Source organism: Stenotrophomonas sp. Ste86, from assembly GCF_024519465.1.
Taxonomy (GTDB): Bacteria; Pseudomonadota; Gammaproteobacteria; order Xanthomonadales; family Xanthomonadaceae; genus Stenotrophomonas.
In genome coordinates this window covers 43,892-63,687 of sequence record NZ_JALJRW010000007.1, presented here as the reverse complement: position 1 = coordinate 63,687, position 19,796 = coordinate 43,892, and the positions used below count along the sequence as shown (strand labels likewise).

General features: G+C 65.3%; 17 protein-coding genes. 3 read left to right on the top strand and 14 right to left on the bottom strand.

What is annotated here, in order from left to right; all coding sequences use genetic code 11:
• Positions 1-27: 27 nt before the first annotated feature.
• Positions 28-438 carry a GtrA family protein gene (locus NR101_RS08950; protein WP_256775321.1) on the top strand — a complete coding sequence of 137 codons (411 nt, stop codon included), beginning with the start codon at positions 28-30 and terminating at the stop codon, positions 436-438.
• On the top strand, positions 435-2,150 hold the full coding sequence (locus NR101_RS08945; RefSeq protein ID WP_256775320.1) for a hypothetical protein: 1,716 nt from the start codon (positions 435-437) through the stop codon (positions 2,148-2,150). The genes NR101_RS08950 and NR101_RS08945 overlap by 4 nt, the downstream gene beginning before the upstream one ends.
• Before the next feature lie 95 nt (positions 2,151-2,245).
• Here NR101_RS08945 and NR101_RS08940 read toward each other — a convergent pair whose 3' ends face one another.
• From NR101_RS08940 to NR101_RS08885, 12 genes are all read right to left on the bottom strand, one after another.
• Positions 2,246-3,238 carry a glycosyltransferase gene (locus NR101_RS08940; RefSeq protein WP_256775319.1) on the bottom strand — a complete coding sequence of 331 codons (993 nt, stop codon included), beginning with the start codon at positions 3,236-3,238 and terminating at the stop codon, positions 2,246-2,248.
• A 24-nt stretch (positions 3,239-3,262) separates the two neighbouring features.
• Positions 3,263-5,503, bottom strand: coding sequence for a hypothetical protein (locus NR101_RS08935; protein ID WP_256775318.1), 2,241 nt, complete (start codon positions 5,501-5,503; stop codon positions 3,263-3,265).
• 68 nt (positions 5,504-5,571) lie between these two features.
• Positions 5,572-6,672: a hypothetical protein gene (locus tag NR101_RS08930; RefSeq protein ID WP_256775400.1), complete on the bottom strand. Its 1,101-nt coding sequence runs from the start codon at positions 6,670-6,672 to the stop codon at positions 5,572-5,574.
• Positions 6,673-6,812: 140 nt separating this feature from the next.
• Positions 6,813-8,381 carry a glycosyltransferase family 2 protein gene (locus NR101_RS08925; protein WP_306175470.1) on the bottom strand — a complete coding sequence of 523 codons (1,569 nt, stop codon included), beginning with the start codon at positions 8,379-8,381 and terminating at the stop codon, positions 6,813-6,815.
• Positions 8,382-8,700: 319 nt separating this feature from the next.
• Entirely contained in the window at positions 8,701-9,948 is a 1,248-nt protein-coding gene (locus tag NR101_RS08920) for a methyltransferase domain-containing protein (protein WP_256775316.1), read from the bottom strand.
• Positions 9,929-11,053 carry an ABC transporter ATP-binding protein gene (locus NR101_RS08915; RefSeq protein ID WP_256775399.1) on the bottom strand — a complete coding sequence of 375 codons (1,125 nt, stop codon included), beginning with the start codon at positions 11,051-11,053 and terminating at the stop codon, positions 9,929-9,931. Before NR101_RS08915 ends, NR101_RS08920 begins: the two co-directional genes overlap by 20 nt.
• Before the next feature lie 104 nt (positions 11,054-11,157).
• Positions 11,158-11,940 (bottom strand): ABC transporter permease, encoded by a 783-nt coding sequence (locus NR101_RS08910; protein ID WP_256775315.1) that lies wholly within the window; start codon positions 11,938-11,940, stop codon positions 11,158-11,160.
• A gap of 3 nt (positions 11,941-11,943) precedes the next feature.
• Positions 11,944-13,137, bottom strand: coding sequence for a cystathionine gamma-synthase (locus tag NR101_RS08905; RefSeq protein ID WP_256775314.1), 1,194 nt, complete (start codon positions 13,135-13,137; stop codon positions 11,944-11,946).
• Between the two features lie 133 nt (positions 13,138-13,270).
• Positions 13,271-14,641 (bottom strand): pyridoxal-phosphate dependent enzyme, encoded by a 1,371-nt coding sequence (locus NR101_RS08900; protein ID WP_256775313.1) that lies wholly within the window; start codon positions 14,639-14,641, stop codon positions 13,271-13,273.
• A 222-nt stretch (positions 14,642-14,863) separates the two neighbouring features.
• Positions 14,864-15,082 carry a YdcH family protein gene (locus NR101_RS08895; protein ID WP_256775312.1) on the bottom strand — a complete coding sequence of 73 codons (219 nt, stop codon included), beginning with the start codon at positions 15,080-15,082 and terminating at the stop codon, positions 14,864-14,866.
• 368 nt (positions 15,083-15,450) lie between these two features.
• Entirely contained in the window at positions 15,451-16,347 is an 897-nt protein-coding gene (locus NR101_RS08890; protein ID WP_256775398.1) for a hypothetical protein, read from the bottom strand.
• A gap of 14 nt (positions 16,348-16,361) precedes the next feature.
• Positions 16,362-16,706: a DUF4398 domain-containing protein gene (locus NR101_RS08885; protein ID WP_256775311.1), complete on the bottom strand. Its 345-nt coding sequence runs from the start codon at positions 16,704-16,706 to the stop codon at positions 16,362-16,364.
• Between the two features lie 154 nt (positions 16,707-16,860).
• Between NR101_RS08885 and NR101_RS08880 the strand changes: the two genes are divergently transcribed.
• Positions 16,861-17,994, top strand: a complete 1,134-nt coding sequence (locus tag NR101_RS08880; RefSeq protein ID WP_038690656.1) for a PilT/PilU family type 4a pilus ATPase — start codon at positions 16,861-16,863, stop codon at positions 17,992-17,994.
• Between the two features lie 106 nt (positions 17,995-18,100).
• Here the strand turns inward: NR101_RS08880 and maiA are convergent, their stop codons facing one another.
• Positions 18,101-18,745 carry a maleylacetoacetate isomerase gene (maiA, locus tag NR101_RS08875; protein ID WP_256775397.1) on the bottom strand — a complete coding sequence of 215 codons (645 nt, stop codon included), beginning with the start codon at positions 18,743-18,745 and terminating at the stop codon, positions 18,101-18,103.
• Between the two features lie 29 nt (positions 18,746-18,774).
• On the bottom strand, positions 18,775-19,764 hold the full coding sequence (locus tag NR101_RS08870; protein ID WP_256775310.1) for a fumarylacetoacetate hydrolase family protein: 990 nt from the start codon (positions 19,762-19,764) through the stop codon (positions 18,775-18,777).
• Between the last annotated feature and the right edge of the window lie 32 nt (positions 19,765-19,796).

Below are 19,796 nucleotides of genomic sequence, written 5' to 3'. Positions count from 1 at the left end.
CTTTCCTGAACACGGCGACGCCACGCCATGATCGATCGGCGTTTCATGTTGTTCGTTGTCGCCAGCGGCCTTGCGGCGGTGGCGAACTTCGGTTCGCGCATTGCCTTCAGCCATGTGATGGGCTACGCCTGGTCCATCGTGCTTGCCTACCTCGTCGGCATGGCCACGGCCTTCGCGCTCAATCGTGCATTCGTCTTCAAGGACGCAGACAGGCCCTTGGGCCATCAGGTGTTCTGGTTCGTAGCGGTGAACATGCTCGCCCTGCTGCAGACGTTGCTGATCAGCCTGCTGTTCACCCACTACGTCTTCCCCTGGCTGGGCATGACCTTCCACCCTGAGACGATCGCGCATGCGCTGGGCATCGCGGCGCCGGCGATCGTGAGCTACTTCGGCCACAAGCACCTCACCTTCAAGAAGACCAAGGAACCACGTCAATGACGACGTCACCGTCTGCCGCTTCCCGACGCGGCGTGCTCGGCTACCTCGCGGACAATCCCGCGTTCTGTGCAGGCCTCGCACTCGCGCTGGCCTTTGCGGTGCTTGGCATTATCGCCGGTGCGCGTGCGCATAGTCCCGTGCCGTTCTGGGACATGTGGGATGGCTCGCTGGGCTTCTACATGCATCAGCAGATCGATGCATCGGCATGGTGGGCACAGCACAACGAGCATCGCATCGTGCTGGCCCGTGCATTGTTCTTCCTGGACCTCAAGTATTTTGGGGGCCAGGCGGTCTTCCTGTTGATCGTCAATTACCTGCTGGCTGCGGTGGTGTTCGGCCTGTTGGCTTGGTGCGCATCGCGCATTGCCACGCCAGTCACCACCAGCATGAAGATCACCATGGCGGTGATCCTGGGCCTGGCTTTTCTCTGGACCCAGGAGAACAACCTCACCTGGGGCTTCCAGAGCCAGTTCTTCCTTGCCCAGCTGTTGCCGCTGGTGGGCCTGGTGTTGCTATGGAAGTCCAGTCTCCCTGGCCAACGGCGGCACTGGTGGTTTGCCGCAAGCCTGGGCGTGGGCGTGCTCGCCGCCGGCAGCATGGCCAATGGCGTCGTCGCCTCCTGGCTGATCTTCGCCGGCTGCGTGATAGGCCGTCAGGGCTGGCGCCGCAGCGGCCTGGCCCTACTGGTCGCCATCGCCGTTTGCGCACTCTATTTCCATGGCTACGTGTCGCCGAGCAAGGACTCGTTGGCGGTCACCCTGGGCCGCCAGCCGCGCGGCGTGCTGTGGTTCCTGTTTGCCTACCTGGGCAGCCCGTTCGCACACCTGGTGCCCGACGCGGCGCCCAATGTCCGTCTGGCCGCTGCATGTGGCGGCCTGATCACGGTACTGGCCGCGTTGCTTGGCGGGGCCGCGTTGCTGCGGCGCCGCGTCTCGGTGGATATGGAACTGGTCATCGGGCTGTTCCTGGCCTACCTCGGGGCCTCGGCATTCGCGGTCGCCACCAGCCGGATCGTTTTCGGGCTGGAGAGTGCCGTTGCCAGCCGCTACACGACGCCGGCCCTGCTCATCATCGGCTGCGTGCTGGCGCTGGGCGTGGCCCGCCTGTCGACGCGCTTTGCCTGGGCGCGCGGTCACTGGGCCAGCGTGCTGCTCATCATTCCGTTGGTCTTCGTGCCCTTGCAATGGAACGCGCTCAAGCACAATCCACTCGCTGATTTCGAGCGGGTCGTCGCCGCGATGGCGCTGGAGATGGGAGCCCGCGATGACGAACAGCTGATGTGGACGTATCCCGATTCACCACGCGTGCTGCAGATCGCGCACGAGGCGGCCGCACAGGACCTGTCCATCTTCGCCAGTCCTTGGATCCACGATGCCTCCGAGAGCATTGGCACGGTCTACGCTGATGCGCCTGCGGCAGGCTGCGGCGTGGTGCCCCCGGTCACCACGGACCTGCCTCAGTCCCAAGGGTGGACACGCCTGCAGGGCGGCCTGGTGGACGAACGACTGGGACACAGCCTGAGCACGCTGTACCTGCTGGACGCACAGGACCGGATCATCGGCCGCGGTATCCTGGCAGTCCCCGAGAGGGGCGCCGACAGCAAGGACTACGGCGCGCCCTTCAAACTCTATGCGCCGCGCTCGGCGCTGGCGCCGGGCCCGATGAAGATCGTGCTTCCCGGCATCTGCAGCGGCGCCTTCAACTACCAGTAGGGGAGGCGCCACGACGGATCGGGTCAGTGGGTGCAATCAACGGCACCCACTCCGCATCGGCCGAAGGGGCGTAGCCCCTTCGGGGCCGGTACGACTCAGCGCAGCGGAATGAGCGATCCGTGCAAAGCACGGCGTGGCACGGCGGCGATGTCATAGCCGATGAAGGCCAGCAGGAACTGCAGGCCGCTGACCAGCGCAATTGCCGGCAGGACAACCGTCCCCACTGGCGAGGGCAGGTCCTGCGAAGCCGCCTGCCACCAGTGCCAGCCGCCGTAGGCGGCGCCGCCGACCAACAGGATGGCGGCGGCGACCAGTTCAAATGAGGCGATCGACAGGTCACGCAGGTAATAGTTGTAGGCAATGCGCTTGAGCAGATTGCGCAGGTGCTTGACCGCGAACTCGCCCAGCACCTTGCCGATGCTCAGGTTGCTTTGTTCGTCGCCATAACGCGCGTCCATCGGCACGTCGGCCACCACCGCACGCATGGTGTTGAGCCGGAACAGCACATCGGTTTCGAAGAAATAGCGTTTGCTGATGACCTCCACCGGCAGCCGCTCGGCCACGCGCGCGTGGATGGCGGTGTAGCCGTTGGTCGGATCGAAAGTGTCCCAGTAGCCGGTCGAGGCTTTGGCCAGGAACGACAGACCGAGATTACCCACCCGTCGGATCCAGGGCATTTGTCGGATCTGGGTGAGATCCCAGAAGCGGTTGCCCTTGGTGTAATCGGCGTCGCCGCGAAGGATGGGATTGACGAAGTGCGGCAGCAGCAGCGGATCCATCTGGCCATCGCCGTCGATCTTGACCATGACATCCATGCCATCGGCCACCGCCTGCGCATAGCCGCTGAGCACAGCCGCGCCCACGCCCCCGTTTTCGGCCCGGCGAACCACCCGCACCCGCGCGTCGGTGTTCTGGCGCTCAATCAGGTCTGCGGACGACTCCGGGCATGCGTCATCGACGCAGTAGATGGCGGTTACTTCCGGTCCGATTGCCGCGATCACCCCGAGGATGTGCCGGGTCACTTTGTAGCAAGGAATGACCACGGCGACGCGCGGCGGATGGACGGAAGTAACTGGCAGGGAACTCATCGGCGTGTCTCGGCGGATCATCGGTCAGGGCAGGATACGGTAGAACACGATGCCATCCGGGCCCTCGGACACCTCACTGCCCCAGATGCCCAGGTCGCGATAGCTCAGCGAACAGTACTCCCGGTCGAACAGCGGTGCGCGGGCGCTGCCGCGGGTGGCAATGATGTGGGTAATGCCCTGCCGACGCAGCAGCGCGCGCGCGTCGGCACGCGATGCGTGGCAGAACGCGGCGTCCAGGTCATGGGCCTGCAAGGAGTAGCCACTGCCCAGGCGCACGTTGAATAGGTAGTCGCGCGCGCCAAACGGCAGGTAGGAGGCGATTTCACCCGCCGGCAGCACCCAGTCTTCGCGGCCGTTGAGCACTTTGCTGTAGGCAGGCGCCAGGACCACGGCGTCCTTGGGCAGCCGAGCCTCGGCAGCTCGGAACTGACGCACCTTCTTCTCGGTGACCGGCAGCGTCCAGCCCATGCTCTTCGGTGGCGGGCCCTGGACATCGATCTTGCGGAAGGCGAACGTGCAGGCGAGCAGGACCAGTAATACCGCCCAACCCGCCCAACGCGGCGCCGCGTCGGCCGCAGCCGGCGCGCCGCGCAGGGAGCGCAGCGCATCCCAGCCGAGCACGGCGGTGGCGCACAGCAGCAGCCAGTGGATCGGCACGCTGTACATGGCCAGCAGGTCCACGTAGCGCTGGGTATAGGTGCTGAGCAGACTGGCCTGCAAGGTCTCGTGGCCCAGCACAAGCGAGATGATGTTGGACGAGCGCAGCGCGATCACCACGGCCAGCAACGCACCTACCTGCAACACGAACAGCAGCACGAAGCCATTACGCTGTGGCTGTCTGCGCGGCAACAGCACCATGAAGGCCAGGCTGAGCAGCAGCGATAGGACCGCAGCCACACGCGTCGCCCAGAGCAGCTTTGCACTGAATATCTGTGCGGCCGCAGGCAATCCCTGGTCCCATAGCGCCGGCTGCGGACCGTACCAGAGTTCCCAGCGCAGCACTTCCCACACGCGCGCGAGGCCGCCACTGGCCGAGCTGATGTCGTGCGAGGTCTCCAGCACGCGCAAGCCGAGGGTGTTCTCGACAAACTGATGAACAGTAGGACTTACTTCAGCGAGCAGTTGGAGGTAGTACGGATCGCATGCCAGCAACAGGCCGCCCAGCAGGCCGCCGGCAAGCACCCCAAGCGCCGGCCGCCCCAGCCGCCCGCCTACGCTGCCGGTTTTCCACCACGGCACCAGCATCACCACCGCAAACAGCGGCACGGCATAACTGGCATAGCCGATGACCAGTGACGGATTGAGTTTTGCCGCCATCGCACCGGCAAACGCAAACAACGTCCATGCCAACAGCTGGGTCGCGCGTGCAGGTACCAGCCAGCACAGCACGGCGCACAAGGTCGGCGCGAGCAACACGCCGAATGCTGCCAGCCGCCCGGTACTGTTGAGGTCCGGCATTGGATACAGGTACGACGTGCCGCGCACCATTACGTAGCACCACAGCAACGACACCAACGCTGCGAAGGCGGTCTGCAACCGCAGATCGACCAGGCTCCGGCGCAACCAGCACCCGGTCAGCTCGAACAGTGCAAACAGCGCCAGCGTCGCCTGCAGCACCGGCTGCACCTTCAGGAACGGTCCCATGTGGTGGCCCAGCCCAGGCCACGCCCACAAGGAGGTGAGCAGGTGCAACATCTTCGGGTACTTTTCCACCCAGTCCGTACTGCCCGCGCTGAGCTTGGGATAGCCGGCGCGGAACAGGTCAAGGCTGAAAGCGATGTGCTGGTGCGTATCCAGCCCCAGGCTGCCGGCACGCATGGAGTAATACGCAGCCAGCTTCAGACAGACCAGCCCGCCCAGCACTGCCGGGACCCATGCCAATGCCGATCCTGGCGCAACGTTGCCGCCCGACAGGCCGCGCCCTCTGTCCTTGAGTAAGCTCCACGTTGCCGCGCCGGCCACGCCCATCACGAGCAACGGAAGGGCCCATGGCAGGCCCAGGCCCTGCGTCCACGCATAGGTCAGCGGGCTGCACAACAACCACGCCACGATCAGTACGAACTGGCCCAGCAACGCCTTGAAAAATAGCAGCGGTGCACCCGGCTGCGGCACTATCCCCAGCCAGGTGAGCAGCCGGTGTCCGATCAGCGACATCGTGAGCAGCGACACCGTAAGCAGCAGCATGAATTCGAACTGCCAACGGGTTCTGGCAAACAGCGCCACCACCACCAGGTACAGCAGGAACAGCCAGCGCTTGCTGCGCATGCGTGTTTTCAACACATCCAATGTACGTCCCCTGTCCAATCCCTGTGCACCGGCGCCCATCGATGTGGTTACGCCAGAGCCTGCGCCACGCCAGCGGCGATCCGGTCGAAACTGCCCTGCGCCATCAATGGGTGGTCTCCCGAGGCCACCGGCGCGGCCATCATGCCACGCGCTTCGCACGCGTCGACCAGTGCGCTCAGCCCCGCGCAGATAGCCTCGGGCGTCATAGTCGCCAGCGAATGGACATTGGCCACGGTCTCGTCCAACCGCTTGTTGTCGTAGCGGTTGGTCAGCACCGACATGCCGAACGCCGCCATCTCCAGCGGCGGATAGCTCGGATGCGGGGACACCATCAGCGACAGCCCAATCGACGACGTCGATAGCAGCGCGGCGTACGCATCGATGTCCAGCTTGCCCAGCGCCTTGAGCTTGAACGGCCCCAGGTCCAGGTCGTCTTCAATCTCGCCCGGGGCGGCCACCTGCCATTGGGCCGATCGCGGATCCTTCCAGCCCCACAGGCGCAGGCCTTCGCAGATCAGCTCGAACGCGTTGCGCGGGGTCCCCGGGCGCGCATAGACGACGATCCGCCGCTCGCGCGCGGTGTTGGCATTGCGCGCCTCGGCCAAGGCAGTACGCAGGCCGTCATGCAGCACCGGCTCGAATACGCTGGCAGTTGCATACCGCATGCCGTGATGGGCGAAGAAGTCGGCGAGCAGGCCGGTATTGAAGATCGCGATGTCACGGTCGCACCGGTAGGTGCTGAGCGACAGCGCGTACTGGCTGGACCATGCATAGAAGCCAGGCTCGAAATCCTGGATCAGGTAGACCATTGGACGGTCGATCCCGCCGTTGGCGCCCTGCCAAGCCGACAGCCGCTGCGCGGCATATGCCGTCCACCACGCGGTGGCTACCCAGATGTCCTCGCCCGCAACCGGCAAGGTTTTGCCATAGCGGTCACTGAACGGAACGATCTGGCGCTGTGCATCGGACGTGGTGCCGGCGGACACCAGGGTATGGTCGGCGAAGCGCGACAGCGCCTCCTTATCTGGCTCGCTGTCCACCAGGATGATGCGCGAGGCGGGGAAGAACCGGCACAGCTCCCGATAGATCAACACTGCAGTATGGATGCCGCCAAAATAGTGCCGGCGGTTGATCGAGGGCAGCACCAGGTTCAGCCGCCTGCCCTGCCACGGGTCGTGGCGCGCATCACAAGGCGTTATTTCCCCGACGCTGGTGGCCGGGGCCACACTGGCCGGGCCACCGGCCTCGAGACGACCGGCGACACGTCGCAGGAGCGAAGCCAGACGACTCATGCCTCGCTCCGCTTCAGGCGCGGTGAGGACGCCATGTAATCCAGGTTGGGGCTGTAGAACGGATCGCCTTCTTCGCGGTACGGCGAATAAGCCTGCGCCGAACGCACGAAATCGCTCTCCGGGATGGCGCGCGGATCGCGCGTCTTGGATTCATGGTGAATCATCGAAGACTCGGCCACGTAGACCGTATGGAAGCCGGCGGCATAGGCACGCAGGCACAATTCGACATCACTGCCACACACGATGAACGATTCGTCGAAGCCACCGACCTGCTCGAATTTGTCGCGGGCAATGACCATGCAGGCGCCGGTGACGGCCAGCACCTGACGCTGCAGCACCGGCGACACGAACAGGTTCTGGTTGTGCTGGGGCACCTCGCCCTTGAAGACATGGTCGGCCCAGCCGCCCATGCCGATCACAACGCCGGCATGCTGGATGGTCCGGTCTCCGTACAGCAGAAGTGGACCGCAGACACCGACATCGCGGCGCAACGCATTCTCCACCAGGCGCTGAAGCCAGTCGCCCTTGATGACCTCGGTATCGTTGTTCAGGAACACCAGCACGTCGCCACGTGCCTGGGCGGCAGCCAGGTTGTTCAGCGCCGACCAGTTGAATGGCACGTCGGCGTCGATGACCCGGAAATCACCGCGCTGCGACATCACCTGCAACCACGCCAGCGTCTCGGGCTGGGTAGAGCCGTTGTCGACCACGATGATCTCGTAGGCCGGGTAGTCGGTCATTGCCAGCAGCGATTCGACGCAGGTGCGCAGCAGGTCCAGTCCGTCGCGGGTCGGGATGATGATGCTGGCCATCGGCGCAGGCGCGAGGATCGGGTAGCGGACGTCGTAGCAGAAAAGCTGCTTGCCATCGTCCACCTGGGCACCCGGGTAGAGCACATCGACATGACGCTGGATCGCGCGTTTGCCGGCATCGTGCGCGTAGGGCTTGGAACCGGCATTGGCGGCCGTCGAGCCGGCATGGGCGCGCCAGTGGTACAACACGCGCGGCACGTGGGCTACACGCGCACCGTCAGCCACGCAGCGCAGGACCAGGTCGTAATCCTGCGAACCATCGCAGCTGCTGTCCAGACCGCCGTGGCGCTGGATCAAGTTGCGCTCGAAGCTGACCAAATGACCCAGATACATCTGCGCCATGAACAGGTCATGGTTCCAGTCCGGCTTGAAATACGGGTGACGAAGGCGTCCATCATCACCCAGCACGTCATGGTCGGAGTACACGATATCGGCGTTGGTACGGACATGGCATTCGACGACCGAGGCCAACGCGTCGGGTTCGAGCAGGTCGTCATGATCCAGGAACGTCACCCAACGACCGCTGGCCTGCGCGAGCGCCGCGTTGGTGGTCGCTGCAATGCCACTGCGCTGCGCCGAACGGGTCACCCGTAACCTGGGGATCTCGCGCTGCAGTTCGGCGAGGATCGAGGCGACATGCGGTTGGTCGGAAGCATCGTCGTGAATGCAGATTTCCCAGTTCCGGTAGGTCTGCTGCTGCACGCTGGCAATGGCCTCGCGCAAGAAATTCTCCGGCGTGTTGCAGACCGGCATCACCACACTGATCAGGCCGGCGTCGGCCGGTACCGGCACCGGTCGCTGGGCGGCCAGCCACTGCGCATACGCATCAGGCGCAAGCGGGTTCGGCGGGGTCTGCGGCCCATTGGCATAGGCAAGGATCGCCCGCACCAATTGTCGCGGCCCCTTGCGCGAGGCACGCGCAAGCGCAGAGAAGATGCTTCCTGCGGAAACACCTTGGCCCTGTGCACGGCGGACGCTCCAGTAGATCGCCTTGAGCACGTTGCTCAGTTTGGACAGCATCAGATAACTCCCTTTTTATTCGGTGCCTGGGCACGCACGTAGACAGGCCGACTCACAACGTGACCCATGCGGCGGCGTAGCCGGCCAGCAGTCCGCCGACCCCCAGTGCCAGCATCACCAGCTTCCATTTCCTGCGCGACCGTGTGTAGGCGGCCGCATCGTCCGCCCGCTGGCTTTCCAGCCTGCGGCGCGCCTGATCCTGCTGCTCGCGCTCCTGCAGCAGACGCTGCTCGGCCTGCGCGAGTTGCTCGTCGCGCTGGGAGACGGTCTGCACCATTGCGTGGAGCTCTTCCCGGGCGTGCTGAAGGGCCGTCTGGCTCTCGACGTCACGGGCCAGCCAACCTGCATCGCTTTCGTCTTTGGCTGCCTGCAACTGCTGGGCGTAGTTGGCAGCAGCGCCCCATTCGCGCTTGGCTACCGCCAAGTCTGCGATGTAGGCGTCCAGCATCCGGGCCGTGGATTCCCATTCGCGCTCCGCGTTGTTGGCACGGAGCCCCAGAGCGCGCAGGCCCTTGGCCAACCCGCTCAGCAGGGCAGTCGCTTCCGCGTCCGACCCGGCCTGGAAGGGAGGATTGGCCCGCAGGCGCGCGGCATCGGTGTCACGGCGCACGGCAACGTAGTACTCGCGGTACGGCTCATCGCTATGGTCGCCGGCAAAAACCCGGCTGTTGTACAGGCGATCGGCCGCTTCCACCAAGGGTTCCAGCTCGGGGAACTTGACCTTGATGAAATGCGTGCCCATCAAGCTTGCCCACAAAGTGGCATTGCCTTGGCCAAAGCGCAGTACTTCCATGCCGGCGGCTTCGAAGGTCTGCACGACCTCGGCCGTCTGCACCAGGCCGAACTCCTTGTGCTCCTGCAGCCACACGTAATCTTCACCGAACAACTCATGCCAACGCCCGTTGGCCTCCACCTCGGCCTGCTCCACCCAGGGCCGCTCGGGCGGAAAACCGACGATCACGGCGCGACCTGCAACACGCGCCATTTCTGCGATGGCGCGCGTGCGCAGATCGGCGGGAATATGCTCAAGCACGTCCAGGGACACCACCGCATCGAACTGCTGGTCGGTAAACGGCAGCGCGGTTGCATCGGCGACAACGAAGTCCTTCTCGTCACCCTCAACGTGAAGGTCGGTGTACAGGAAGGTCGCCTGCGGAAGGAACTGGCCCAGCAGGCGTTGCCGATTGGCCCCTACCTCCAGCACGCTCGGCGCGTCGAGCCCCAGGGTCTGGAGCAGGTGTGCGGCCGCAGCGTAACGCTGGTAATGGTCGAACGGGATATCAAGAAGCGTCGACGTCATGGACCTTCCACTCATGGGGGATATAGACCACGCCTTCGCTGAAATAGGGCGCAGCCACGGTGAATACGCTGGCTTCGGACAGGTAGTCCAGGCAGACCAGGCCCTTGTCGGTGAACAGGCCCACATCGACACGGTACGTGCCGGTGAGCAGGGTCATCGAAGGAATGTGATAGGTGACGCGGTGCGACCCACGCGAGGTCGGGATCTGCACGCGCTCCAGATAGGTATTTGGACCGAAGATGTGCAAACCATCCATGCCCTTGATCGCCACGCCGAGCAACAGACCCTGCACCGCGTCGTCGACCACGGTATAGCTGATGTCCACGCTCAACGGCTCGAATGGCGCGAGCATGTCCGTGCTCAACGCAACCGTCTCCAGGTGCGCGGGGATGCTATCCGGGCGTGGCGCACGACACGTCTCGGCCGCCGCCTCACTTGCCTGCTCGCGCCCCAGTTCATAGTCGCGGAATCGATCGGCGACGAAACTGGCCTCGCCATGCAGCTTGACCTTGCCGCCTTCCAGCCACAGGGCGGTCTGGCAGAAGCGCTTTACCTGCTCCAGCGAATGCGAGACGAACAGGATGGTGGCGCCGCGCGCGCGGATCTGCTCGATCCGGGCAAGGCATTTCATCTGGAAGCGGATGTCACCCACCGACAGCGCTTCGTCGATGATCAGCACGTCCGGCTCGGTATGGATGGCCACCGAGAACGCGAGGCGCACGTACATGCCGCTTGAGTACGTTTTTACGGGCCGATCGAAGAAATCGCCGATGTCGGCGAAGGCGATGATCGACTCAAGCTTGTCGTCTACTTCCTTGCGGCTCAGACCCAGCAGCGAGGCACTCAGGTAGACGTTGTCGCGCCCTGAGAAATCCGGATTGAAGCCCGCGCCGAGTTCGAGCAGCGCCGCGAAACGGCCATGGATGTTCACCGACCCGGAGGTCGGGCGGACCGTCCCGCAGAGGATCTGCAGCAAGGTGGACTTGCCTGCCCCGTTGCGGCCGATGATGCCAACGGTCTCGCCGCGGGGCACGACCAGGTTGACCCCATCCAGAGCACGGAAGGTACGGCTGGCGCGATCACCGGACGGCCGCAGCAGGGACATCAGGCGATCGCGCGGGCTGGCGTAGACCGGATAGTCCTTGGTGACATTCAGGACTTCGATCGCCGCGTCGGCAAGGGTTGCCGTTTCAGCGGGAAGTGGGCTGTTCATAGGACGTCCGAGAATCCGCGCGAAAGGCGACGGAAGAGAGCGTAGGAGACAAGCGCGAAGATCACCGACAGCGTGAAGTGGGGCAGCAGCACAGCCAGGTCAGGCGCCGCATTCTGGACCGTCACCGCGCGCAGCTGTTCGATCGGGGTCACCAGTGGATTGAAGTGGATCAGCCCGGCCACGGCTGGAGGCATCGCCTTGGCCGGGAAGAAGATCGGGCTCAGGAACAGCAGCACGCTGCTCAGGATGCCGACGAACTGGCCGATGTCGCGCAGATAGACACCCAGCGCGGACAACGACCAGGCGATCGCCAGCAGCATCGGGGTCATTTCCAGCAGAATCAGCGGCGCGGTGAGCGCCCAGGCCGAGGGCAGGCCGGATTGCCAGGTTTGCGCGACGAGCAGGATCAGCAAGCCGATCCCAGCGGTCGTCAGCGCGGCCGCCACCTTCACCATGGACAGCACCGGCAGCGGGAACACTACCTTCTTCACGAAGTTGGGCTGCCCAGCGATGATCCCCGGAGCGGTAACCAGCACCTCGGACAACAGCGTGAACGGCACCAGCCCGGCGAACAGCATCAGGGCGAAGTCACCGGTCGATTCGGCCCCTGCCCAGCGTGCCTTGAAGACGCCGCTGAAGACCAGGGTGTAAACGCAGAGCATGAGCACCGGCTGCAGCACCAGCCACAGGACGCCCAACGTGGTAGTGCGATAACGGGCGGCCAGCTCACGCCCCAGCAGCTGGCGGAACAGGAACAGCAGGTTGGCGTGCTTCTGCATCGATCAGGAGTTCCCAGCCAACAGCGCCTGCTCCAGATCCACCTGCAGATCCCCCAACTCCTCAACCCCCACGCTCAGCCGCACCAGCGCATCACTGATCCCCAGCTGCTCCCGGCGCTCCACCGGGATCGACGCATGCGTCATCACCGCCGGATGATTCACCAGGCTTTCCACCCCGCCCAGCGACTCGGCCAGGGTGAACAACTCGGTCTTCTCGCAGAAGCGCTTGGCCGCCGCGAATCCGCCCTTGAGCACGATCGAGACGATGCCGCCGTAGCCGTTCATCTGGCGCGTGGCCAGTTCATGCTGCGGGTGCGAGGTCAGGCCGGGGTAGATCACCTTCTCCACCGCCGGGTGGGTCTCCAGCCACTGGGCCAGGGCCAGCGCGTTGGCGCAATGAGCCTTCATGCGCAGCGGCAGGGTCTTCAGGCCGCGCAGGGCCAGGAAGCTGTCGAACGGGCCCTGCACGCCCCCGATGGAGTTCTGCAGGAAGGCCATCTGCTCGGCCAGCTCGGCGTTGTCGCCGACCACCACCATGCCGCCGACCATGTCCGAGTGCCCGTTGAGGTACTTGGTGGCCGAGTGCAGGACCAGGTCCGCGCCCAGTTCCAGCGGGCGCTGCAGCATCGGCGAGGCGAAGGTGTTGTCGACCACCACGATCAGGCCATGGCGCTTGGCGATGGCGGCCACCGCGGCGATGTCCACGATCTTCAGCATCGGGTTGGTCGGGGTTTCGATCCAGACCATCTTCGTCTGCGCGGTGATCGAGGCCTCGAAGGCGGCCAGGTCGGTCAGGTCCACGAAGCTGAACTTCAGGTTGGCGGTGCGCTTACGCACGCGCTCGAACAGGCGGAAGGTGCCGCCGTAGATGTCGTCCATCGCCACCACGTGGCTGCCGGCGTCCAGCAGCTCCATCACCGTGGAGCTGGCGGCCATGCCCGAGGCGAACGCGAAGCCGCGGCTGCCGCCTTCCAGGGAGGCCACACAGCGCTCGTAGGCGAAGCGGGTGGGATTGTGGGTGCGCGAGTACTCAAAGCCCTGGTGTTCGCCGGGGCTGGACTGGGCGTAGGTGGAGGTCGCGTAGATCGGCGGCATCACCGCGCCGGTGCTCGGATCGGGCGACTGTCCGCCGTGGATGGCCAGGGTAGCCAGGGCAAGCGCACGGTTGCCGTGCCCGGAGGAAGCGTGGTCGGACATGTTGTTTCCCAGCAATGGAGAGCCCCCCGTAGGGGCTCCCGCAAAAGGAGCGGAAGTCTATCAGCGGCGGCTTAATTGACCGTTGACGCGGATAAACGCTGATTCAGAGCAGCTGCGGCCGGCGCGGGGCGGTTTACTGGACCCGGCGGCGCAGGTAGTTCAGCAGGTCGATGCGGGTGATCAGGCCCAGGAAGGCGGTGCCGTCCATGACGATGGCGACCTGGCCGCGGTCGAACACCGGCAGCAGGGCCTCGATCGGCGATTTCACGTCCAGCCGGTCCAGCTTGCTGACCATCGCCGTGGCGACCGGGTCGCGGAAGCGGGCTTCGTCGCCGTAGACATGCAACAGCACGTCGCTTTCGTCCACGATGCCCACCAGCTGGTCGCCGTCCATCACCGGCAACTGCGACACGTCGTACAGCTTCATGCGCTGGTAGGCGGTGGTCAGCAGGTCCTTCGGCCCGATCACCACGGTGTCGCGCTGGCCGTACGGGCGCAGGATCAGGTCGCGCAGGTCGCCCGACTGCGGGCGCTCCAGGAAGCCGTTGTCCAGCATCCAGTAGTCGTTGTACATCTTGGACAGGTACTTGTTGCCGGTGTCGCAGACCAGCACCAGCACCTTCTTCGGGGTGGTCTGCTCCTTGCAGTACTTCAGCGCGGCAGCCAGCAGGGTGCCGGTGGAGGAGCCGCCGAGGATGCCTTCCTTGCCCAGCAGCTCGCGCGCGGTATGGAAGCTCTCGGCATCACTGATCGCATAGGCCTTGGTGACGCGGCTGAAGTCGGCGATCGAGGGCAGGAAGTCCTCGCCGATGCCTTCCACCAGCCAGCTGCCGGACTTGTCGTTGAGCACGCCGTCGTTGATGTACTCGGCCAGGATCGAGCCGACCGGATCGGCCAGCACCAGTTCGGTCTTCGGCGATGCGGTGGCGAACGCGCGCGACAGGCCGGTCATGGTGCCCGAGCTGCCGCAACCGAACACGATCGCGTCCAGGTCGCCGTCCATCTGTGCCAGGATCTCCGGACCGGTGCCGAACTCATGCGCCGCCGGGTTGTCCGGGTTGCCGAACTGGTTGATGAAGTACGCGCCCGGGGTTTCCTCGGCCACGCGCTGGGCCATGTCCTGGTAGTACTCCGGATGGCCCTTGGCCACATCCGACCGGGTCAGGCGCACTTCGGCGCCCATCGCCTTGAGGTTGAAGATCTTCTCGCGGCTCATCTTGTCGGGTACGACCAGGATCAGCTTGTAGCCCTTCTGCTGGGCGACCAGCGCCAGCCCCAGGCCGGTGTTGCCGGCGGTGCCCTCGACCAGGGTCGCGCCCGGCTTGAGGTCACCGCGTTTTTCAGCGGCTTCGATCATCGACAGGCCGATGCGATCCTTGATCGATCCTCCGGGATTGGCGCTTTCGAGCTTGAGATAAAGCTCGCAGACGCCGGTGCCCAGGCGCTGGGCCTTGACGATCGGGGTCTGGCCAATGAGTTCAAGTACGGAGGAATGGATTGCCATCGGTTCACATCGATTCGCGCCGCAATGCGGCCGGACCGGTGATTATCCGACGGTTGGCGGAGAAAGTCAGGTTGCCGCGATCTACGGCGGTCGGCGGCCGACGAAGGGCCTGCTGCACAAGGCCCTGCACAGAACGACGCGGACGGCGTCCCCCGACGAGGAGACGGACGCCGCCCGCGGCGACGGGGGAAGGTACCGACCGTAGGCCGGTACCCAAAGGGCTCAATGCATGGGGGAGTCGTACATCCGTTCCAGCTTCTGCTTGGCCAGCAGCTTCTCACGCTTCATCCGGCCCAGGGTCAGATCGTCTATCGGCAACACACCCAGCTGGGCATCCATGCACTTTTTGTTCAACTTCTGGTGCCGCTCGTACAGTGCCTTGAATTCCGGGTCACGCTTGCGGCGTGCATCGATCTCGCTCTGGGGCTGACCTTCGAACATGATGAACCTCCTATCGCTTCTTGCAGAAACAAGAACGCCCCGGCCTCACGGCACGGGGCGTTGCTTTTGGGTGGAACGCCGGACACGAACCGCGACCGAACCTGCACGTGCAACCGGGACTGCCCGGACTGCAGACTGCTGTGGTTCAAGCCCTCGGTTCATCGGCCCGGCCCTCCAATCGTCCGGGTCGCGGAAGGCCACCCGGACAACTGACCCTACGCCTGCTCCGGAGGGTCTTCAAGCGTTTCATCTGAAATTTTCGACGTGGCCCAGCAGAGGTTCAGGCTGAACACGCGAAACAACGAAAATTAAACGAAAACAAGCAGTTGCATCACAACCAACGGTCGCGGTCGACCACCAACCTGTCCTCAGGGCGCGATGATCACCTCGGCCGAACGCGCCTTGGTCGCCGCCGCCTTCTTGCCGCTCACCTGCAGCCGGCTGGCGCTGACGCCCGCGGCCACCAGCGCGTCGCGCAGGGCTTGGGCACGCTGATCGCCCACCCCGGCGGCGGCGTCATAGGCCTCGATCCGCACCCGACCCTTCTTGCCGATGTTGAGGTACTCGGCCAGCGCCTTGGCCTGGCCCTTGGCCCCGGCCGACAAAGCACCCTTGCCGGCGGCGAAGGCATCACCGTTGAAGGTGAAGACCTCGCCGCGGGTGTCGAACTTCGACCCCGGCAGCTTGTTGCCCGAGACCAGTTCGGCCTCTTCGCGGGCCAGCTTGGCCGCGCTCTGCTGGGCTGCGCTCAGGCGCGCGGTCTGCTTGCCGGCCACGCTGGTCAGCGCGGTTTCGGCATCCTGGCGGGCCAGGGCTTCCTGTTCGGCGGCCACGCGCAGGCGCTCGCTCTCCTCGGCCTGGATCTGCGCCTGCACGCGCAGGCGTTCGGCCTCCTGGCGGGCGCGCTGGGCATCGCGGCGGCTGGCTTCGATCAGCAGCTCGCTGCGGGTGCGTTCGAGCTGGTCGACCTCGCGCTGGGCCAGCGCGGCACGCACGCTGGTTTCGGCGATCTCGACCCGGCGCTCGGCCAGGTAACGGGCCTGGTCCACATCACGGCGCTTGGCCTTGGCCAGCTCCGCGACCGCCTGCTGGGCCTGCAGCCGCTCGAAGGCGCCCAATTGGGCCGCATCGGGGTTGGCCTGGATGGCCATCAGCCGCTGGCTCAACTGGGCCACGGCCGGGTCTTCGGCCGCCCGGGCCAGCAGCGGCAGCGCCAGGCTGGCGGCCAGCAGCAGGGTGGAGGCACGCAACGTCGGGGACTTCATCGGCGCGACCTTCATCAACGGTTCTCCCCGGTGGCGAGCTGGCGTTGCAGCTGGGTCACCTCATTGCGGCGCAGCTGCAGCTGGGCGGTGGCCGTGGCCTCCTCGCTGCGGGCGCGGGCCAGGTCGGCATCGACCGTGGCGCGAACGGCCAGGGCCGGGGCGTTCTTGCGCTCGCGGCGGTCGCCGGCCGCGCGCTGGGCCTGTTCAAGCCCTTGTCGGGCCACGGCGATCAGGTCCGGGGCGTACTGGTCGGCATCGGCCTGGGTGGCCTTGTCGACCGCCTGCCGGGCCTGCATCAGCTCCAGCGCGCCGTCCTGCGCCTGGGCGGCGCCTGCGAACGCGAGTGTGCACACCGTCACGCATATCAGCAGCGTCCGGTACGGGACACGTCGTATTTGTGCGAAGCTAGGATTCATTGGGGGTGCCGTCGCCAGAAGTAGGAGCGCGGCCATTGTCGGAAGCCTGCGGCGTGCTTGCAATGGCACGCGGCCGATTGTTGGGGAAACATTTCGCATGGATATCGGCTATTTCCTGAAGCTGATGACCGAAAAGAACGCTTCGGACATGTTCTTGACGACCGGAGCACCGGTATACATCAAGATCGAGGGCAAGTTGTACCCGCTGGGCAATACCGGCCTGCCGCCGGGAATGGTCAAGAAGATCGCCTACTCGCTGATGGACGAGGGCCAGGTGCCCGAGTTCGAGCGCGAGCTGGAGCTCAACATGGCCATCGCCCTGGCCGAGGCCGGACGCTTCCGCGTCAACGTGTTCAAGCAGCGCGGTGAGGTGGGCATGGTGATCCGTGCCATCCGCAGCAAGATTCCCAGCATCGAAGAGCTCAACCTGCCGCAGGTGCTCAAGGACGTCATCATGACCCCGCGCGGGCTGGTGCTGGTGGTCGGCTCGACCGGTTCGGGCAAGTCGACCTCGCTGGCCTCGATGATCGACCACCGCAACAGCACCACGACCGGGCACATCCTCACCATCGAGGACCCGATCGAGTACCTGCACAAGCACAAGATGTCCATCGTCAACCAGCGCGAGGTCGGGCTGGATACGCACGCCTTCCACAACGCGCTGAAGAACGCGATGCGTGAAGCGCCGGACGTGATCCTGATCGGCGAGATCCTGGATGCCGAAACCATGGAGGCGGCCATCGCCTTCGCCGAAACCGGGCACCTGTGCCTGGCCACGCTGCACTCCAACAACGCCGACCAGACCATCGAGCGCATCCTCAACTTCTTCCCGGAAAGCGCCCACCGCAACGTGCTGATGAACCTGTCGCTGAACCTGCGCGCGGTGGTGTCCCAGCGCCTGGTGAAGGGCAAGGACGGGCGTCGCCTGCCGGCCACCGAGGTGTTGATCAACACCCCGATGATCCGCGACCTGCTACGCCGCGGCCAGGTGCATGAGATCAAGGCTGCGATGGAAGCCTCGCTGGAAGAAGGCATGGAGAGCTTCGACCAGTGCCTGTTCCGGATGGCCAAGAACGGCATCATCGAGCAGGAGGAAGCGCTGCGCGCGGCCGACTCGCGCGATGGCCTGGCGTTGAAGTTCCGGCTGTCCGAAGGTGGCAGTGGCGAGCACGATCCTTACGCGGATTTCTCGGCCAACAGTGCGCCGGCGGCGATCACGCACGGGTTCTGAGGGGTGATCGGGGAGCCACGCATGGCGTGGCTCTACCGGTGCGGTTTCGATCCAGTCTGTTGAGGAGCCGGCCAACGGCCGGCACTACCCTGCGCGTTACCGCCGGTCAGGCGGCGTCGGGCTGGTTTTCCGGGCGCGCCGTGTCGAAGGCCGGCAAGGCCAGGCACGCCGCATCGATCCGGGCCAGGGTCGGGTACGGCTCCAGGTCCAGGTTGAAGCGGCGCGCGTTGTACAGCTGCGGCACCAGGCAGCAGTCGGCCAGGCTCGGGCTGTCGCCATGGCAGAAACGGCCGGTATCGACCGATTCGACCAGCATCCGCTCCATCGCGTCGAACCCCACCCGCATCCAGTGCCGGGTCCAGTCATCGCGCTCGACCTGCGGCACGTTCCAGGTGTCGCTGAAGAACTGCATCACCCGCAGGTTGTTGAGCGGATGCACATCGCACGCCACCAACTGTGCCAGACCGCGCACCCGCGCACGCCCGGCCGCATCGTCGGGCAGCAGCGCCGGCAGCGGGAACAGCTCGTCCAAGTATTCCAGGATCGCCATCGACTGCTGCAGCACCTGCCCGTCATGGCACAACGTGGGCACCAGTTCCTGCGGGTTGAGCGCGGCGTAGGCCGCGCTGTGCTGCTGTCCACCATCGCGCACCAGGTGCACCGGGGTGATCCGGTGCGGCAGCTGCTTGAGATTCAACCCGATCCGCACGCGATACGCCGCGCTGGACCGCCAGTAGCTGAACAGTTCGATGGCGCTCTCGTCGGTGGCGGTGGCCGCGTTCAGGGCTTGGCGGCCTGTTCGATGCGCTGCTCGATCGCCCCGAAGATGCTCTCGCCGGCCGCGTCTAGCATCTCGATCCGGACCACGTCGCCGAAGGACATGAACGGCGTGCTCGGCTTGCCGTCGCGCAGGGTTTCCACCGTGCGCTGTTCGGCGAAGCAGGAGGCGCCCTTGCTGGTGTCCTCGTTGGCGATGGTGCCCGAGCCGACGATCGCACCGGCGCCCAACGGACGGGTCTTGGCCGCGTGCGCAACCAGCTGGGCGAAGTTGAACTGCATGTCCACGCCGGCTTCCGGCGCGCCGAACCATTCGCCATTGATATGGGTGAGCAGCGGCAGGTGGACCTTGCTGTCCTGCCAGGCCTCACCCAGCTCATCGGGGGTGACGAACACCGGCGACAGCGCCGAGCGCGGCTTGGACTGCAGGAACCCGAAGCCCTTGGCCAGCTCACCGGGAATCAAATTGCGCAGCGAGACGTCGTTGACCAGCCCGACCAGCTGGATGTGGCCGGCGGCCTGTTCCGGGGTCACGGCCATCGGCACGTCGTCGGTGATCACCACGATCTCCGCCTCCAGGTCGATGCCGTAGTCCTCGCTGACCACCTTGACCGCGTCGCGCGGGCCGTAGAAGCCGGCGCTGGTGGCCTGGTACATCAACGGATCGGTGTAGAAGCTCTCCGGCACTTCGGCGCCCCGCGCACGGCGCACCCGCGCCACGTGCGGCAGGTAGGCGCTGCCATCGACGAATTCATAGGCGCGCGGCAGGGGCGCGGCCAGCGCCTGCAGGTCGATGTCGAACACGCCGTCGGCGCTGCCGTCGTTGAGCGATTCGTACAGCGCGTTCAGGCGCGGCGCCAAGTGCGACCAGTCTTCCAGCGCCTGCTGCAGCGTGGTGGCGATGCCGGTGGCGCGCACGCCGTGGCGCAGGTCGCGAGAGACCACGATCAGGGTGCCGTCGCGGCCGCCTTCCTTCAAAGAACCAAGCTTCATGGGTGGGTATCCGGAATCGCGAAAATAGGTTT

What these genes read in the sequence shown, in the direction of transcription:
- NR101_RS08880 (WP_038690656.1), top strand. Translation starts at nt 16,861, where the DNA reads ATGGATATCGGCTATTTCCTGAAGCTGATGACCGAAAAGAACGCTTCG.
- NR101_RS08900 (WP_256775313.1), bottom strand. Translation starts at nt 14,641, where the DNA reads ATGGCAATCCATTCCTCCGTACTTGAACTCATTGGCCAGACCCCGATC.
- NR101_RS08950 (WP_256775321.1), top strand. Translation starts at nt 28, where the DNA reads ATGATCGATCGGCGTTTCATGTTGTTCGTTGTCGCCAGCGGCCTTGCG.
- NR101_RS08910 (WP_256775315.1), bottom strand. Translation starts at nt 11,940, where the DNA reads ATGCAGAAGCACGCCAACCTGCTGTTCCTGTTCCGCCAGCTGCTGGGG.
- NR101_RS08925 (WP_306175470.1), bottom strand. Translation starts at nt 8,381, where the DNA reads ATGCCGGTCTGCAACACGCCGGAGAATTTCTTGCGCGAGGCCATTGCC.
- NR101_RS08940 (WP_256775319.1), bottom strand. Translation starts at nt 3,238, where the DNA reads ATGAGTTCCCTGCCAGTTACTTCCGTCCATCCGCCGCGCGTCGCCGTG.
- NR101_RS08945 (WP_256775320.1), top strand. Translation starts at nt 435, where the DNA reads ATGACGACGTCACCGTCTGCCGCTTCCCGACGCGGCGTGCTCGGCTAC.
- NR101_RS08870 (WP_256775310.1), bottom strand. Translation starts at nt 19,764, where the DNA reads ATGAAGCTTGGTTCTTTGAAGGAAGGCGGCCGCGACGGCACCCTGATC.
- NR101_RS08920 (WP_256775316.1), bottom strand. Translation starts at nt 9,948, where the DNA reads ATGACGTCGACGCTTCTTGATATCCCGTTCGACCATTACCAGCGTTAC.
- NR101_RS08935 (WP_256775318.1), bottom strand. Translation starts at nt 5,503, where the DNA reads ATGCGCAGCAAGCGCTGGCTGTTCCTGCTGTACCTGGTGGTGGTGGCG.
- NR101_RS08890 (WP_256775398.1), bottom strand. Translation starts at nt 16,347, where the DNA reads ATGAAGTCCCCGACGTTGCGTGCCTCCACCCTGCTGCTGGCCGCCAGC.
- NR101_RS08905 (WP_256775314.1), bottom strand. Translation starts at nt 13,137, where the DNA reads ATGTCCGACCACGCTTCCTCCGGGCACGGCAACCGTGCGCTTGCCCTG.
- NR101_RS08915 (WP_256775399.1), bottom strand. Translation starts at nt 11,053, where the DNA reads ATGTCCCTGCTGCGGCCGTCCGGTGATCGCGCCAGCCGTACCTTCCGT.
- NR101_RS08895 (WP_256775312.1), bottom strand. Translation starts at nt 15,082, where the DNA reads ATGTTCGAAGGTCAGCCCCAGAGCGAGATCGATGCACGCCGCAAGCGT.